Here is a 14,405-nt window from a genome sequence, read left to right on the forward strand (position 1 = left end):
CCGAGAAGGAGGAACCCGCAACCGAACTCGGCGCCCTCAGCGCCTAGAAATCCAAGAATCACGCGGCAGACGCGTTACACCACACATTTGGACTTGACCCTCTGGTCCGAGATCGCTGCTGCTCGATCTCGTGCGGAATCTCCCCACTTTCGTAATGTTTCCCGCATCCCACAAGTGGGGTTACTCGCGCGGGCAGTGACCTGTAGCCTGAGACGGATTTGGCGCAAAAATTAGGCCAGATCAGCCTATTCGTCTTTCTTAGACGACCGGCTTCAGCCACAATCTGGGGGTATTTCTGTGAGCCGAAGAACAACGCTCTTTCTTTCAGTGGCAACGGCCATAACGACGCTGATCGCATCTATCGTCATCGTGCCGGCCGCCTTGGCTGTCGACCCGTTGTCAAATCCTTGCGGGGACGTCGAAACCGTTTTTGCTCGGGGATCCGGTCAGGCAGTAGGTGATCCTGAATCTGAGCGTTTCTTTGCCCAGTTGCAGGCAAGAATTGGCACAACACTGACGATCAACCCTTATGAGCTCGGTGACGCGAGCATTGATGGTAGCCAGTACCCGGCCGTGCCCGTCGGCGGTGATACGTGGGACTCATTCTGGAATACTGCGGGGGCCTTCTTTTCCGCTGGAGGAGGGTGGACCTACGGGGCAAGCGTCGATAGCGGCGTCGAAGAGCTCAGAAGCTACCTGACTTCCCGTGCCGCGACATGTCCCGAAGCTGCATTTGTGCTGGGCGGTTTTTCCCAGGGCGCACAGGTTGTCGGTGAGACCTACGTCGAGAAACTCACTCCGGCACTCCGCAATAGAGTCGTATATCAGGCTCTGTTCGGCGACCCGAGATTGAGTCTGCCGGAAGGTCTTATAACTCCAGGCGGAAGCCAAACTGGTTACGCTCCGGCTTGCCTTGGCAATGACTCCGATTCCGAGTGGCGCTTCGATGTCCCCGACTGTTTCGTGAAGAGTGGTTCCCTCGGCGCGCGTCAACCATACTTGCCGGAAAGTTTCACTTCGACGACGGGCCTGTCCTGCGCAAAGCATGACTATGTCTGCGGTTCATCCAAGTTGATCTGGGATGCCGAAGGCCACAAAACCTACAAAAAAGACGGCGGCAGCATTGACAAAGCCGCGGTTGAGATGAAGATATTCGAAATGTTAGCAGTCTGGGCATGAGTGAGCTTCACGGCAATGCCCCACCACAGTGCGGTGACCTTCCCTCTATTCGAGCAACTTGCCGACCTGGGTGACGTCTCCCATGAGGGCCGCGATCTCGGCTCGCACCGGCGGGATCTGCTCGTGCGCGATCGAGCCGTCGGCTGACCACACCAGGTTCACCTGCAGGGCGGAATCCATGTGCGGGTAGTCACTTCGGTTGTGGGCGCCGCGACTTTCCCGACGTTCCAGAGCACAGGCGAGGGTTGCGCGCGCGGCCATGAGGGAGGCACGCAGGTCGAATGCGTGTGCAAGGCCAGAGAAGCCCGCGACATCCGGATGCACTCCGATTCGGCTCTGGCGATCGTCGAGGTCGTCCAACTGGCGCAGTCCTTCCAGTAGCCCCGCTTCGTGGCGCACCACTCCGCCGAAATCCGTCATGGTGTTGCGGATGTCGCGCTGCAAGGCGCGCACATTCTCCTGTCCGTCCGAGGCAAGAGTGTCAGTCACCTCCCGCTCGGCTGCCTGGACCGCGTCCTGTGATCGATTCTGGGAGGTGAGACCTGCGCTGTACTCGGCCGCAGCCTGGCCGACAATCCTGCCGAACACGAGCAGCTCAATGAGCGAGTTGCCGCCGAGCCGATTGGCTCCGTGCAGCCCGCTGGACGCCTCGCCGATAGCGTACATTCCGACGACATCGGTGGAGTGGTCATCCGGTCGCACCCATACTCCGCCCATGGAGTAGTGCGCGGTCGGAGCGATCTCGATGGCGGTGGTAGTGACGTCGAGTACCTGCAATTCGAGCATGGTCTGGTAGACGCGGGGCAGGCGCGTCATGATTGTCTCGCGGGGCAGGTGGGAAATGTCGAGCAGCACGCCGCCCTTCGCGGTGCCGCGTCCCTCCTTGATCTCGGTGTACGCGGCGAGGGCGACCCTGTCGCGGGTGGACAGTTCCATGCGCTCGGGGTCGTAGTTGGCCATGAACCGCTCGCCGAGTGCGTTCCGCAGAACCCCGCCCTCGCCTCTGGCGGCCTCGCTGATCAGGGTGCCGGCGGCATTCTCTGGTTCGAGGATGCCACTTGGGTGGAACTGAACCAGCTCGGCGTCACGCAGCCGACCGCCGGCATCCACTGCCAATTTGAAGGAATCGCCCGTGTTCTCGTCCCGGCGGCTGGATGTGCGGCGCCAGATGCGGTTGTGTCCGCCGGCAGCAATGATGACTGCGTCGGCGATGACCGTCACCCGGCTGCCGTCGCGCAGGTCGAAGCCATAGGCGCCGAACACCACGTTGTCACGCACGAGGATGCGGGTGATGTACACCGAATCCAGGATGGGTACCTCAAGCTGGGAGGCACGGGCCACCAGGGTCCGTTGGATTTCAAGCCCGGTATAGTCTCCTGCGAAGGCGGTGCGACGGTATTTATGGGCGCCGAAGTAACGCTGACTGATACGCCCGTCACTCTCCCGCGCAAAGGGCATTCCCCATCGCTCGAGGTCCTGGATGCCGCGGCCCGCGTTCTTCGTCACTATCTCGGCCGTGTACGGATTGGCTAGAAAGTAGCTCTCCTGGATGGTGTCTGCTGCGTGCTGCTGCCAGCTGTCCTCGGAATCCATTGTTGCCAGGGCCGCGTTGATTCCGCCGGCCGCCAGCGAGGTGTGCGCGTCGTTTTTGGGGCGTTTACCGACGGCGAGAACGTCAACTCCGCGCTCTGACAGCTCGATCGCGGCCCGCAGGCCCGAACCGCCGGTGCCGATGACGAGCACGGAGGCAGAAATTCGGCGACCCTTGAGGGTGTCGTCTGACATGAGGAGGCCTTCCCGGGGAAATACAACGGAGCCATACCGACCGTGACTTCCTAGGTGACATTAGCTCGCGGTGCTGAGCATTTGCCCCGATCACACGTGGGTTGGCTGCGTGCGACCAGCGTCTCCAAGATCAGGGTGAGCTGGGACCTCACGAAGTCGGAGGTTCATCAGAAATCTCTGTTATGGATCTCCACGGGAAGCGAGTAAACCGGAATGAGCTTCGGTGGGCCATAGCCACGGCCGGACCTCCGCGACGGTGCCGGCGTACTGTACCGTTCAGCCGGGTCCGGGAGCGTCTCAAAAAGCGAGTGGCTTGCCCGAGAGGCGTAATTTTGTAAGGGCCGCTTGGTCGAAGAAGAAAACAGCCGGGAGCTGAGGATGCCCGGCTCGAGAGTGCCCAGTCCGTTTCCGCGACTCGCGTCACTATGGCCGCGGCTCGTGCGATCAGCTTGAGGAAGGAACTCGATGATTCGATCAGAGTCCAGCGTTGAGGTGCCGCGTTCGGCAGAGGATGTCTTCGCTTTTCTGGCAGACGGCACCAATAACGTCAAGTGGCGAAGCGGCGTGCACGCGATCCGTCACGTTAGTGGAAAGGGAGTGGGCGCTGAGTTCGAGCAGCTTCTCACCGGTCCGGGTGGAAGAACAATGCGTGCGAACTACCGCGTGGTCACGTCGAAGGAACCGACCCTGCTTGAGTTCGAGGTCACCGCCGGACCGGCCCGGCCTCGAGGGTCGTTCACGATCACCACTGTCTCATCTGCCTCATGCCGGGTCCTATTTAAGATCGAGCTTGAGCCACAAGGCGTGATGAAATTTGTGCGAGGAATGATTGAAGCGCAAGTGGCCGCGGAGGCCGCCGCAATTCAGAACCTGCCCCGGGCGATGCGCAACGCGTAGCGCGGCTTCGGGCTGTCATTTTCCATTCACGATTGCACAGATATCAGTACACGCCTGCACAACCGGTTCGGTGATTGCCTGACGAGGTCTTGTCTGCTCAGTTGGCCTCTGGATTGGTCGCCCCGTCGGGTGGATTCTCTGCCGGGTCGGGGTGTCCTGACGGACGCGGGACGAGTTACGTCGTCCCCTGCTTGTTAGGGTTAGTGAGGAGGGGTGACCGCCAGAACTCCCTGGACGACCACTGTTTCACGCATGAGCTAGCTCCCGAATCGTGCTGGCAAGGTGGATGAGTGACAGCCTCGCACAGGCTCATGCCGCCGGGCAGTGATTGCCTGTCGACGTTCGGCTACCGCTCGGCGGTAATGAGCGACCTCGGCAGGTCATTGGAGAGTGACACGTGGCGCACTCGGAGAATTCCACCTGAACAGGGTCAGATGCCACAGCCCGGGGCGTTTGCGCGAAGGATCGACGAGGCCATTCGCTCCAAGGGCTTCCAACCGCCGGCGGACATGCCACGAAGAGGGCTCGCCTCCGGTCTTCACGATGTCCTGCCAGGGCGCGACTGCGTCCGCAAGGTCGATACCGGCTGCAAGGAGGACAGCCGGGTCGCGCAGATCGACGATGTTCTGGGCCTCCACGTGGAATTCCAGCAAGACGAGCTCGGCGACACGACCCTGGGTATGAGCGATCATCGCCGCGTCGACTCCCTGAGGAGATGAGCTCAGGTACAGAGTCGGTTGAGACGGTTCCGAGTACCTACCTGCAAGGCGCGAACCCAGCAGCGCCGTGTCCTGGTGTGAGGGATCTACGGCGCGATAGAACGAGCCGGAAATGCTGGACCAGACATCACCAACTTGTTCCACCGAGGGTTCACCCGACATTGATTTGCTCCCCGCGACAGCCCACCGCTTATCCTGCGCTATTCAAGACCATCAGCTTGTGCGGGTCTGGGGCCGGCATGAATCCCACTTGTTCGTAGAGGCTGTGAGCGTCGAGCGTCGAAAGAAGCACTCGTTTGAGTTGCATCGGCGTCAACCTGTCCACCACCGCTTGAGCGAGCAACCGGCCGAGACCGCGGCCTCGGAACTCACGGTCAACGTACACGTCGCATAGCCAAGCAAACGTCGCATGGTCGGTGACAACCCGGGCGTACCCGCACAGGACACCCGTGCCGCTGAAGAGGCCAAAATTCAACGAGCCCTCGGCCGCGCGCTGAACGGTTTCCAAGGACCGCCCGACCGCCCAGAACGCATCCGTAGAAAGCCAACGGTGAACCGTGAGCAGATCGATGCGGCTCAGGTCGGTGACAACGGAGAAGTCGTCTTTCACAGGCATAACTCCACCATAGGTTGGACGCCACGCTCAATGACTGCAACACTCGAGGCATGTTCCTTCGATAAGCGCGCCAATCCACGTCGACCACCCGATGTAAACCACAGGCTCCCCGGCGGGCCACATAGCGTTGAGGCGATTGGCGACCTGCTGAGCACCGCGCAGGCTGGATGTCCATTGGCGTGGTTAAGCTCTGACTGGAGCGGAGAGGCCGCCCGGTGGGCCAGTTCTACGAGACTGCCATTGGCGCGCGGGTCACCCGTAGCCTAGTTTTAGGTCAGAATCACGACGGGAGACAAGATGCGTCAAGACACCGAGGCAGCGCTGAAGCAGTTCGACGTCAGCACCTTCGGGAGGGGCGGCATCATCAATAAGCTTGAAGAGAGGCTAACCCCCGACGAGACAGTGATCTACATCGCGCCGACGAACGTGACGGTCACGACGACAGCCACCCGAAAGACCGAGAAGCTCCCGGGTGCAATTGCGCCGAGAACACCGCCACGACGGCACAGCTCGTCGACGCACGTGAGGCGCTCACAACGACCGCAGCGGCCAAGGACGAGGCTACGGCGGCAGCGCGCGACGCTACCGTGCGGGCGGACGCCGCCACGGCGCGCGCCGAGCGAGCCGCGGCAGAGGCTGCGAGCACTCGCGGCCACCTGGACCAGGTCCGGACCGAGCGCGAAAGCGTACGGGCCGAAGCACTCGTGCTCGCCGGGCAGCTGGCAACGGTAACCAGCGAACGCGACAGCGCCACGGCCGAGACCGCGAGGGAGCGTGCCTATGTCGAGCAGCGCGTCACCGACGTGCGCGCCGCCTACGAGCAGCAGATCGCCCTACTGCGAGCCGATCTGGAGGAATTGCGAACAGGTGAACGCGAATAACGCACCAGCGCAGAAGCACAGGCGCCACACTCCACACGGAAGTGGACCGCGACCCCAATCCCACACGCAGCCCCTTTACAAAGCTCTTTGGGCAACTGCCATCGGCAGCGCGTCCGCACTGCCGCGATCTCGTTCGGTGGGGCATCTCCCCTAGGGCTTCCCCTTACTGGGTGAGTCGTTGGCGGCCTGTCACGGCAGCGCCTGACCTACGGTGGTCAAATGGCAACGGGAACACTGAACACAGGGGCACTAATCAAGTTGGTCAACGTCCAGCTGACCAACAACGGCACTGAGTTTGTGCCGGCCAAGGAAACAGCTTTGGGCCCTTTCGGCACGTCGGTGTTCGGGTCGATCAAGGGCTATCCGGTTCGGCTGGATTTCGCGGTCAATCCTGCGAGCAATTTGCGTGCGGTGCTCCTGTTTGATCTCCGCACAAAGGAGCTCCTTGCCGAGCGGCTCGTGTCTCCTACTTTTGAGGAATCAATCGAGGCGTACCCCTGGACAGCGACAATTGCTGCACTCGTTCTAACCTGACCGTCAGCGGCGAGGGCCATTCGGTGAAATCCGGTCGCGGCCTGGCGCAACAGCAGACGCGCTCGTTGCTAGTCCCCAAAGTACGTACCTGAATTCCCAATGGGAGGACTTGTCGGTACATCGGAAAAGCCCCGACTGGTGATGATCACCGAAGCAGAGTCACCGGGATCCTGACCTCAAGGTCATTCCCGTTGATGTGGCTGAATGCTGCGATGGTACCCACCTCTTGCAGCCCGAGGTCAGCGTCGCGGTAGCGAACGACGATCGAATCCTGGGACACAATGACGTTGTCTCCCTCGTAGTTTGCTTGGGTGCTACTCGCGTTGTCCCACACGTGCGCCGTCGTCTTTTCGTGAAACCGGACGCCAAACCTCTTCCCGCCGTTGCCATCAACGCCGTAGTAGTACACCTCAAACCCGAAGTAGTCCACGCTGCCTGGCACCACATCACCGAGACCCCAAGTCACCACCACGCTGTCTTCTGTTTCTTCCATGAGCACAGACGTGACGTAGCGAGGCGTGTGTTCAATATTCATACGCTCACCCTACGGGTGCACTTAGTAGTTGTTGACGTCCAGACTTTTGGTCCAAGCTCGCAAGGTCTTGGCAATGTGGTGCAAGCCGTGGACATCTGTTCGCATAGTCCCCAGTCGTGCATAGGGGTCGATCTCAAACGATTCGGTGATCTCCTTACCGAGCCGATCTCGATAGCGCAGGGTCGTCGTGAACGGCTGGGTAGTCTCGATTTCACTCTTCATAGCCGCGCTCAATTCGCGTGCTGAATCGAAGTATGTGCGAATCTCACCTCCGGGTGGCAAGACGCTCGTCCGCCCAGAAATGAACGCGGCGCCCATGAACTGATTCCCCTCGCCGAGGTCATGCACCCGGACGTACGGCGGATCTAATGCAATCGTTATGTCACGGGCGGAAGTCAGCGAGGGTCCAGTCCGCCGCTGACTCTTCGATCATCGCCACGAGATACGGTCGGGCCTGTTCTTCAGCGAGATCGCGCGCTTGCTTGAGCTGGCGGAGCACCAGGAGGGCACCGACAACGGCGGCAGCGAACGCGGCCGCGGTAGCCATTGCGGCGATACCGTCCCACGCGGTTGATGACAACCCAAACCAAGTGTCGGCAACGAGTTTCAGCATGCCCAAACCCTATTGCACATTCGCTGCTTGCCTGAGGGAGGCCCCGCCTTGCCAATCTGGCCCCCAACGCACACCTCTCCGCGTCGCGCGAGCACTAGGGCACAAGCAATCCGCCGGAGGCGATGAGGCGTGCTACGAAGCGGTGCTCGGAACAAAAATCTAGAGCGGAGTCTAAAGCGGAGTCGGTCAGCATCCGGGCAAAAAGAAAGGCCCCGTGACCGATAGAGTTCTTGGTCAAAAGGCTTTTATGTGTAGCGGGAGCGGGAATTGAACCCGCGACACCACGATTAGCCGGCCCTAGAAGCGCCGCCCCGCTTCACCGGTGGCTACGGCTCCCGGCCTCATTCGGCAGTTCGATAGCAAACTCAAGCGTCCAGACGTGGCGGACGTCGCGTGACAGGCACGAGCACTCCGGAAAAGCACCGGCGATGTGCCGCTTTGGATGGATGGACCGCGTGTACCGTTTATACCGCTGGATTCTCCTTCTCAACCTTTCCGACTCTGCTCGCATCCACGATAAGTATGTGTACAGATGTGCACACTCCTCCCAACACCCTTGAATTTGTGCGCGCCCGGGGGGTTCCTGAACTTGAGTTGTCGTCGAGAGAATGTGTACGACCCTTGAAGCTGGGTATGCCCGCTTCCCTTGTCTCGTATGGGTCGCACAACTTCTGGACACCTACACATTCCGACAAGGGTAAATGTGTAGGGGTGTGTATTTGGGAGACATCGGCCGAACAACACATGCCCCGACACATTGGGCGCGTCGAGACCGCGTCTCTCCATGCGCTCACCGGCAGCGCACCCCTCGCCGTGACCGATGCGAGGACCTTGAATCGGCCGCTCTCGAGCCGCCGCAGTCCACCATGGAGGTCGTCGCCAGGAAGGGTACGGGCTACGCAGTTATGTGGTTCACCACTCACCACATGCCTCAACTCGCACTTGCTCACACCCGCGCACAGATGTTCCGTTACCGCTGCGTTACCGCTGGGCAAATCCAGGCAAGAAAAAACCCCCTGCTTCCCAATGAAACACTGGGCTGCAGGGGGTTTTCTGTGGCGGTACCGGTGGGATTTGAACCCACGGTGGAGTCTCCCCCACACAACTTTTCGAGAGTTGCACCTTCGGCCGCTCGGACACGGTACCGAGGAAGAGTTTAGTTGAAATCGGGGGCCTTGCGCGAATCGCGGCGGCGAACATCCGTGTCTGAACGGCCCCGAACGGCCCTGAACGACGAGAACCCAGCACGAAGCGGTATTCTCACCGGGTGATCACCGCGAACCACAGGCTCCGTTCCCTTGCCCTCACTGCCGGAACCCTGGCCACAGCGGCCGGCCTCGGCGCCGCCGCCGTGGTCAACTACCGGGGCTTCCAGCGTCGCATCGCCGAGAGCTCGGTGATTCTCAATGAGACCCTGCCGGTGCACTCTCTCTGGTGGCGCGCCCGCGCGAAAGACAAGGGCGAGCTGATCTACGCCGTCATCGGAGACAGTGCCGCGCAGGGGATCGGGGCGAGTTCCCCGCACCGCGGCTATGTCGGAATCCTGACCGACCACATCCGTCTCTCCACCGGCCGCTCGGTGCGCGTGGTGAACCTGAGCGTGTCGGGCGCCACCGTCGAAATGGCTGTGCGCGACCAGCTGCCCACGTTCGTGAAGCTCACCCCTGACATCGTCACGGTCGCGATCGGCGCCAACGACATCGCCCTCTGGGACGCCGCCGTCTTCGAGGCCGGCATCCGGCAGGTCTGCGCGGCGCTGCCCCCGCACGCCCTGGTCGCCGACCTGCCCTGCTTCCACCTGCCCCGCAACGAACGGATGGTCGCCGTCGCCAACCGCATCATCCGCCAGGTGGCCGCGGAGCACCAGCTACGCGTGGTACCGCTCCACGCCACGACGAAGCGGCTCGGGCTGCGCAGCGTCGCCACGCACGTCGCGGGCGACCTGTTCCACCCCAATAACCGCGGCTACCGGGCCTGGGCCGAGGCGTTCGTTCCGGCGCTGAGCGCTCATCTGGTGCGGGGCATCCGGCCTGCCGACCTGGCCGGGCCGGATGCCCCCAACGCGCCTGCCGGCCTGCCCTCATCGGCACACGCGGCTGCCGGCCTGCCCTCGGCCGTGCCGGCCGCCCGGCCCTCCCCCACGCCGGAACCCGCGTCGACTCCGGTGGCGAACACTTCGGAATCGGGTGGTGTCAGCGGCCCGAGCTAGGCTCGCAGAATGGCCAGACCCGTTTCCTCCTTCCGTTGCACCGAGTGTGGCTGGACCACCCTGAAGTGGGCAGGCCGCTGCGGCGAATGCCAGCAGTGGGGCACCGTGGTGGACACCACCGAGAAGGCGAGCCTGGCCCGCGCGCTCAAGCCGGCCAGCGTCACCGGCGCGGGCGTCGCCCGCCCGATCACCCACGTCGACACCACGGCCGTCTCGCACTGGCCCACCGGCATCGCCGAGTTCGACCGGGTGCTGGGTGGCGGCATCGTGCCGGGCTCGGTCATCCTACTCAGCGGCGAGCCCGGCGTCGGCAAGTCGACACTGCTGCTCGAGGTGGCCTCCAAGGCAGCGGCTGCCAAGTCCCGCGTGCTCTACGTCAGCGCCGAGGAATCGGTCAGCCAGGTGCGGTTGCGCGCCGAGCGCACCGGGGCGCTGCAACCCGAGCTGTACATCGCCGCCGAGACCGACCTGGCCACCATCCTCGGCCAGATCGACGCCATTCAACCCAACCTCGTCATCGTCGACTCGGTGCAGACGGTGGCCAGCTCGCTCTCCGACGGCCTTGCGGGCATGCCCAGCCAGGTGAGGGAGGTGGCCTCCACGCTGATCCGGGTGGCCAAAGACCGCAACCTGCCCATCCTGCTCGTCGGGCACGTCACCAAAGACGGCTCGATCGCCGGCCCCCGCCTGCTCGAACACCTTGTCGACGTAGTGTGCCAGTTCGAGGGTGACCAACAGAGCGCGCTGCGCTTCGTGCGGGCGCTCAAGAATCGGTTCGGCTCGACCGACGAGGTGGGCTGCTTCGAGATGACCGGCGACGGCATCGCCGAGGTGCCCGACCCGAGCGCGCTGTTCCTCAGCCGCGGCTCCACCCCCGTGTCCGGCACCTGCGTTACGGTGGCGCTCGAGGGCCGCCGGGCGATGCCGGTCGAAGTGCAGGCTCTGGTGATCAAGACCCAGGCCCCGAACCCCCGCCGCGTCACCAACGGGGTGGACTCCTCACGGGTGGCGATGCTCCTCGCGGTGCTCGAGCGCCGGGCGAGCCTGTCGGGGCTGGGCAGCATGGATGTCTACGTGTCGACCGTAGGCGGCATCCGTCTTACCGAACCGGCCGCCGACCTCGCCATCGCCCTCGCCATCGCGTCCGCGTTCAAGGACAAGCCGATCGCTCAAGGGGCCGTGGCGTTCGGCGAGATCAGCCTCGCCGGCGAGGTGCGACCGGTGTCAGCGGCCAAGCTGCGCGCAGCCGAGGCCGCCCGGCTCGGCTTCACCATCCGACTCGATGCCGAGGCCGGCGCGATCGGCACCGCGGTCGCCGCGGCGATCGCGACCGGCCAGTCCGCACGGGACGCCGAGCTCGACCGCGCGTTCTAGCAGGGAGCATCCGGCGCGGGCCGCCACGGATGTCCCGGGCGAGCGGCAGGTTCGGGTCACCGGGGTCTCGCCGAGCTCAACCACCGGGCGCTCGACCCCAGGGAAGCCCGACCCACCGCGGTCATCGGGCCTCGAGCAGTTCCGCCTCCGGGGTCGAGGTGGAGACGATGGCGGCGTGAACGACCCGGTTGCGACCGTCGCGTTTGGCCACGTACAGGCGCACATCAGCGGCGCGCAGCAGGTCAGAGCTCTGCTGGCCGTCGGCAGGCGCCAGGGCAATCCCGAGACTCGCGGTCACCGGCAGGGCGCCGGTGATCGGCGACCAGTCGTGATCAGCGATCGAGCGGCAGACCGCCTCGAAACGCCGGTGCGCCTCGATGGCGTCAATCCCCGGCATGATCAGTAAAAATTCCTCGCCGCCCAGGCGTGCGGCGATGCCGTCGGCCGCGGATGCCGCAGCCGCGATCAGGATGCTGCCCACCTCACGGAGCACAGTGTCGCCGACCTCGTGCGACAGGGTGTCGTTGATGCGCTTGAAGTGATCGAGGTCGACCATGGCGATGGCCACGCTCGGCCCACCCTCGCGCAGGCGCGTCAACGCGGCGCTGAGGTGCTCGTCGACGAACCGGCGGTTGTGCAGCCCGGTGAGCGGATCGCGCTCAGCCAGCTCTCGGTACCGCTCGCTCTCTCGGCGGGACTCCGCGGTCTGGAACATGGCCTCGAGGATGCGCCCGCGCGACTCGTTCTCGCTCGCACCGAGCGCCTCGGACTGTTCGTGGAAGTGCCGGTACGCCTCGAACGCGGCGCGAAAATCGCCGTTGGCCGCATGGATCTCGGCCTGCTCCCTGGCCGCTTCCGTCGACCAGCGGGTGAGCCCGAACCGCTGGGACAGCTCGCGGCACCGGTCGATGACGGTCTGCGCTCGGACCAGCTTGCCCTGCGTGCGATAGATCTCGGCCAGCGTGACCAGGGCCACCGCGGACCCGTCGGGATGCAAGTTGCCCACGGCCGGGTCCATAGCCGGCAGCAGCTTCGCTTCCGCCTCGTCCAGCCGCCCCGCCGTCAGATAGACGCGCGCGACCGTGTCGAGGGCGTACATGCCGATCTGCCGGTCGCCCACCTCGGACAGGCCGATCAGCTGTTCCACGGCCGCGAGGGCCTCGACCTGGTTATGGGCCAGGTACTCGGTGTAGGCGAGATTGTTCAGGATGTTGTAGCGGATGATGGTCTCGGGGTCATCGATCACGAGGCGGAGGGCATCGTCGTAGCGGCGGCGCGCCTCGTCGAGGGACCCGGCCGAGCCCAGCGCGTCCGCCAGGCACTTGCGGGCGGCTGCACGCATGAGTGGAACCTCCGACTCCTCGAGCAGGTCGTTCGCGGCGACGGCGTGTTCCAGGGCCAGGGCGCGGTCGCCCACCATCTCGAACACGGAACCGAGCACGTCGTGACAGCGCGACTGCAGGGCGAGCTCGCCGTGCTGCTCCGCCCAGCTCAAGATCTGTTGCACGTCAACGGCGCTTTGACTCGGGTCGCCGCGACGGATGCGCACGGCCGCGACGACAACCTGCAGCCGTCGTGCGGTCGCTCCGTGCTCCCCGTCGCCGAGATCGGCGAGCCAGACCTCGGCGTCCTGGAGGGCGACATTGCGATCGATCCAGTACTGTCGCTCGATGCCCGCGAGGCGGGCGTCGGTCGGATCCTGTTCGGTCCCCACCACTCTGACCTGCTCCCTGACAGGCCGAATGCTGACCGTGAAAAGTCCGTCGGATTCCGCTTCGGGAGCGGGCCGAACACTGTCTAGCGCCAGCCTAGCGCGGGCCGACTACGTGGCCGGGTGTCTGGGGACCCCCAGCCTGAGGGGGTCAGTCGGGCGCTACCGGCCGGTTTTGCTCGCGCCGAGTTCTTCCTCGCCGGGCAGTGGGCCGAGGGCGCGCATCAGGTCCGCCGGTGCGGCCTGCATGACATGGGGACCGGCGACGTCGAAGAACACCATCTCGAGCACCTGCTGGTGCACGGTGAGGAATTCGCGAAGCCACTGCGCGTCGCCGACCATGATCTGCGGATCGATCTCGTCGGGAACCATGCGGGCGTAGTTCTCGGCGGAGGAGAAGAGCAGCAGCATCCGTCGGTCGGTGCCTTCACGGCCGAAGACCCGCACCTGTTCCGCCTGCCCATTGACGACCAGCTGCGGCACGATCATCACGTCGTTGCGCAGGGCATAGGCCACGGCGACCACATCCTGAGCGGCCAGAGCGGCAGCGAGGGCAGGGGAATTCGTCGGTGGAGAAACGTCAGTCACGGATTCCATTTAACCAGTTGGCGCGGTGGTGTCACGACGAATCCGATCCTTGGCGGGCACGCCACGAGCGAACGGCGGCCGGGCCGGTTCAGGAGAGGAAGAACTGCTTCGGATTCGCCGACTCGATGCCGTCGACGCTCACGGTCAGGTTGTAGGCCGCTCCCCCGGCCGGCGCGGCATCGCGGCTGGCTTCGCCGCAGGTCTCCGGGTTCGAACGGGTGCGGTCCCAGGCGATCGCTTCGCCGGAACTCACGGGTTCGTCCGGCTGCAGGGTGACGTCGGCGTCGCCTGCCTCCTGCTGGCAATCGGTCGACGTCCAGTAGACATCCGTGCCGCTCGACACCGTGAACACCTGCGTCGCCGTGCCCGCGTTCAGCACGCACGGCCCGTCGCCGATGTTGGTGACGCTGAGCGAGAGCATCGGCTGCGCCCCCGGTTCGTAGCTGACCGCGTCGGTGGTCGCTTCGATCTGCACGGATGCGGGGTCGCACGCGGCCGGGTCGGCCGCCGGGTCGGAGGCGGAGACCCCCGCCCCGGCAGCCTCGGCCGCGGGCGTCGGAGTGCTGCCGGGCACACCGGGGCCGGCGGCCGGGCGCACGATGGACGAGATGACCAGGATGAGGAGGGCGAGCACGATGAGCAGGCCGAGGCCCACCACGAGACGACGGCGCCAGTACACCTTGCTGGACTGGGGGCCGACCGGATGTTTGATCGTCGACATTACCCAAGGCTAACGAGGTATACCGGCGCCCCCGGCAATGCTG

15 protein-coding genes and 1 tRNA gene are annotated in these 14,405 nt (G+C 64.2%); 6 read left to right on the forward strand and 10 right to left on the reverse strand.

The features are described 5' to 3' along the window. The first annotated feature begins 297 nt into the window (after positions 1-297). Entirely contained in the window at positions 298-1,179 is an 882-nt protein-coding gene (locus E3T40_RS12355) for a cutinase family protein (protein ID WP_166786632.1), read from the forward strand. Positions 1,180-1,224: 45 nt separating this feature from the next. Here E3T40_RS12355 and E3T40_RS12360 read toward each other — a convergent pair whose 3' ends face one another. Beyond that, positions 1,225-2,964 (reverse strand): FAD-binding protein, encoded by a 1,740-nt coding sequence (locus E3T40_RS12360; RefSeq protein ID WP_134543841.1) that lies wholly within the window; start codon positions 2,962-2,964, stop codon positions 1,225-1,227. Between the two features lie 465 nt (positions 2,965-3,429). On the opposite strand from E3T40_RS12360, the gene E3T40_RS12365 reads away from it, so the two are divergent. After that, positions 3,430-3,861 (forward strand): SRPBCC family protein, encoded by a 432-nt coding sequence (locus E3T40_RS12365; RefSeq protein WP_104195061.1) that lies wholly within the window; start codon positions 3,430-3,432, stop codon positions 3,859-3,861. A 380-nt stretch (positions 3,862-4,241) separates the two neighbouring features. Here the strand turns inward: E3T40_RS12365 and E3T40_RS12370 are convergent, their stop codons facing one another. Further along, positions 4,242-4,742 (reverse strand): RES family NAD+ phosphorylase, encoded by a 501-nt coding sequence (locus E3T40_RS12370; protein ID WP_104195062.1) that lies wholly within the window; start codon positions 4,740-4,742, stop codon positions 4,242-4,244. Between the two features lie 28 nt (positions 4,743-4,770). Beyond that, positions 4,771-5,196 (reverse strand): GNAT family N-acetyltransferase, encoded by a 426-nt coding sequence (locus tag E3T40_RS12375; RefSeq protein ID WP_134543844.1) that lies wholly within the window; start codon positions 5,194-5,196, stop codon positions 4,771-4,773. Between the two features lie 587 nt (positions 5,197-5,783). Between E3T40_RS12375 and E3T40_RS12380 the strand changes: the two genes are divergently transcribed. Next, positions 5,784-6,077, forward strand: a complete 294-nt coding sequence (locus E3T40_RS12380) for a hypothetical protein (protein WP_104195064.1) — start codon at positions 5,784-5,786, stop codon at positions 6,075-6,077. A gap of 219 nt (positions 6,078-6,296) precedes the next feature. Beyond that, the gene (locus tag E3T40_RS12385) at positions 6,297-6,611 is read left to right on the forward strand and encodes a hypothetical protein (RefSeq protein WP_134543847.1); all 315 of its coding nucleotides are present in this window, start codon (positions 6,297-6,299) and stop codon (positions 6,609-6,611) included. Between the two features lie 145 nt (positions 6,612-6,756). Here E3T40_RS12385 and E3T40_RS12390 read toward each other — a convergent pair whose 3' ends face one another. The 4 genes from E3T40_RS12390 to E3T40_RS12405 all read right to left on the reverse strand — a co-directional run bounded on the left by E3T40_RS12390 (position 6,757) and on the right by E3T40_RS12405 (position 8,905). After that, positions 6,757-7,146 carry a hypothetical protein gene (locus E3T40_RS12390; RefSeq protein WP_134543850.1) on the reverse strand — a complete coding sequence of 130 codons (390 nt, stop codon included), beginning with the start codon at positions 7,144-7,146 and terminating at the stop codon, positions 6,757-6,759. Positions 7,147-7,167: 21 nt separating this feature from the next. After that, a complete protein-coding gene (locus E3T40_RS12395; RefSeq protein ID WP_134543853.1) occupies positions 7,168-7,464 on the reverse strand; it encodes a hypothetical protein in 297 nt (98 codons plus the stop codon). A gap of 64 nt (positions 7,465-7,528) precedes the next feature. Then, entirely contained in the window at positions 7,529-7,759 is a 231-nt protein-coding gene (locus E3T40_RS12400; RefSeq protein WP_134543856.1) for a hypothetical protein, read from the reverse strand. A gap of 1,056 nt (positions 7,760-8,815) precedes the next feature. After that, a tRNA-Ser gene (locus E3T40_RS12405) sits at positions 8,816-8,905 on the reverse strand. Positions 8,906-9,026: 121 nt separating this feature from the next. Here E3T40_RS12405 and E3T40_RS12410 point away from each other — a divergent pair. Together E3T40_RS12410 and radA are read left to right on the forward strand one after the other, a co-directional pair. Continuing rightward, a complete protein-coding gene (locus E3T40_RS12410) occupies positions 9,027-9,968 on the forward strand; it encodes an SGNH/GDSL hydrolase family protein (RefSeq protein ID WP_241981772.1) in 942 nt (313 codons plus the stop codon). A gap of 9 nt (positions 9,969-9,977) precedes the next feature. Beyond that, positions 9,978-11,342, forward strand: coding sequence for a DNA repair protein RadA (radA, locus tag E3T40_RS12415; protein WP_134543859.1), 1,365 nt, complete (start codon positions 9,978-9,980; stop codon positions 11,340-11,342). A gap of 121 nt (positions 11,343-11,463) precedes the next feature. On the opposite strand, the gene E3T40_RS12420 is transcribed toward radA, so the two are convergent. The 3 genes from E3T40_RS12420 to E3T40_RS12430 all read right to left on the reverse strand — a co-directional run bounded on the left by E3T40_RS12420 (position 11,464) and on the right by E3T40_RS12430 (position 14,362). After that, positions 11,464-13,059 carry a GGDEF domain-containing protein gene (locus E3T40_RS12420; protein WP_134543862.1) on the reverse strand — a complete coding sequence of 532 codons (1,596 nt, stop codon included), beginning with the start codon at positions 13,057-13,059 and terminating at the stop codon, positions 11,464-11,466. Positions 13,060-13,215: 156 nt separating this feature from the next. Beyond that, positions 13,216-13,641, reverse strand: coding sequence for a dehydrogenase (locus tag E3T40_RS12425; protein WP_233194158.1), 426 nt, complete (start codon positions 13,639-13,641; stop codon positions 13,216-13,218). A gap of 88 nt (positions 13,642-13,729) precedes the next feature. Beyond that, entirely contained in the window at positions 13,730-14,362 is a 633-nt protein-coding gene (locus E3T40_RS12430; protein WP_134543864.1) for a hypothetical protein, read from the reverse strand. Positions 14,363-14,405: the final 43 nt, after the last annotated feature.

Origin of the sequence: Cryobacterium sp. TMT1-19 (assembly GCF_004403055.1) — a bacterium.
Taxonomy (GTDB): Bacteria; Actinomycetota; Actinomycetes; order Actinomycetales; family Microbacteriaceae; genus Cryobacterium; species Cryobacterium sandaracinum.

Coding starts and splice junctions, on each gene's coding strand:
- E3T40_RS12395 (WP_134543853.1), bottom strand. CDS start 7,464: ATGGGCGCCGCGTTCATTTCTGGGCGGACGAGCGTCTTGCCACCCGGA.
- E3T40_RS12385 (WP_134543847.1), top strand. CDS start 6,297: ATGGCAACGGGAACACTGAACACAGGGGCACTAATCAAGTTGGTCAAC.
- E3T40_RS12370 (WP_104195062.1), bottom strand. CDS start 4,742: ATGTCGGGTGAACCCTCGGTGGAACAAGTTGGTGATGTCTGGTCCAGC.
- radA (WP_134543859.1), top strand. CDS start 9,978: ATGGCCAGACCCGTTTCCTCCTTCCGTTGCACCGAGTGTGGCTGGACC.
- E3T40_RS12360 (WP_134543841.1), bottom strand. CDS start 2,964: ATGTCAGACGACACCCTCAAGGGTCGCCGAATTTCTGCCTCCGTGCTC.
- E3T40_RS12400 (WP_134543856.1), bottom strand. CDS start 7,759: ATGCTGAAACTCGTTGCCGACACTTGGTTTGGGTTGTCATCAACCGCG.
- E3T40_RS12365 (WP_104195061.1), top strand. CDS start 3,430: ATGATTCGATCAGAGTCCAGCGTTGAGGTGCCGCGTTCGGCAGAGGAT.
- E3T40_RS12430 (WP_134543864.1), bottom strand. CDS start 14,362: ATGTCGACGATCAAACATCCGGTCGGCCCCCAGTCCAGCAAGGTGTAC.
- E3T40_RS12375 (WP_134543844.1), bottom strand. CDS start 5,196: ATGCCTGTGAAAGACGACTTCTCCGTTGTCACCGACCTGAGCCGCATC.
- E3T40_RS12390 (WP_134543850.1), bottom strand. CDS start 7,146: ATGAATATTGAACACACGCCTCGCTACGTCACGTCTGTGCTCATGGAA.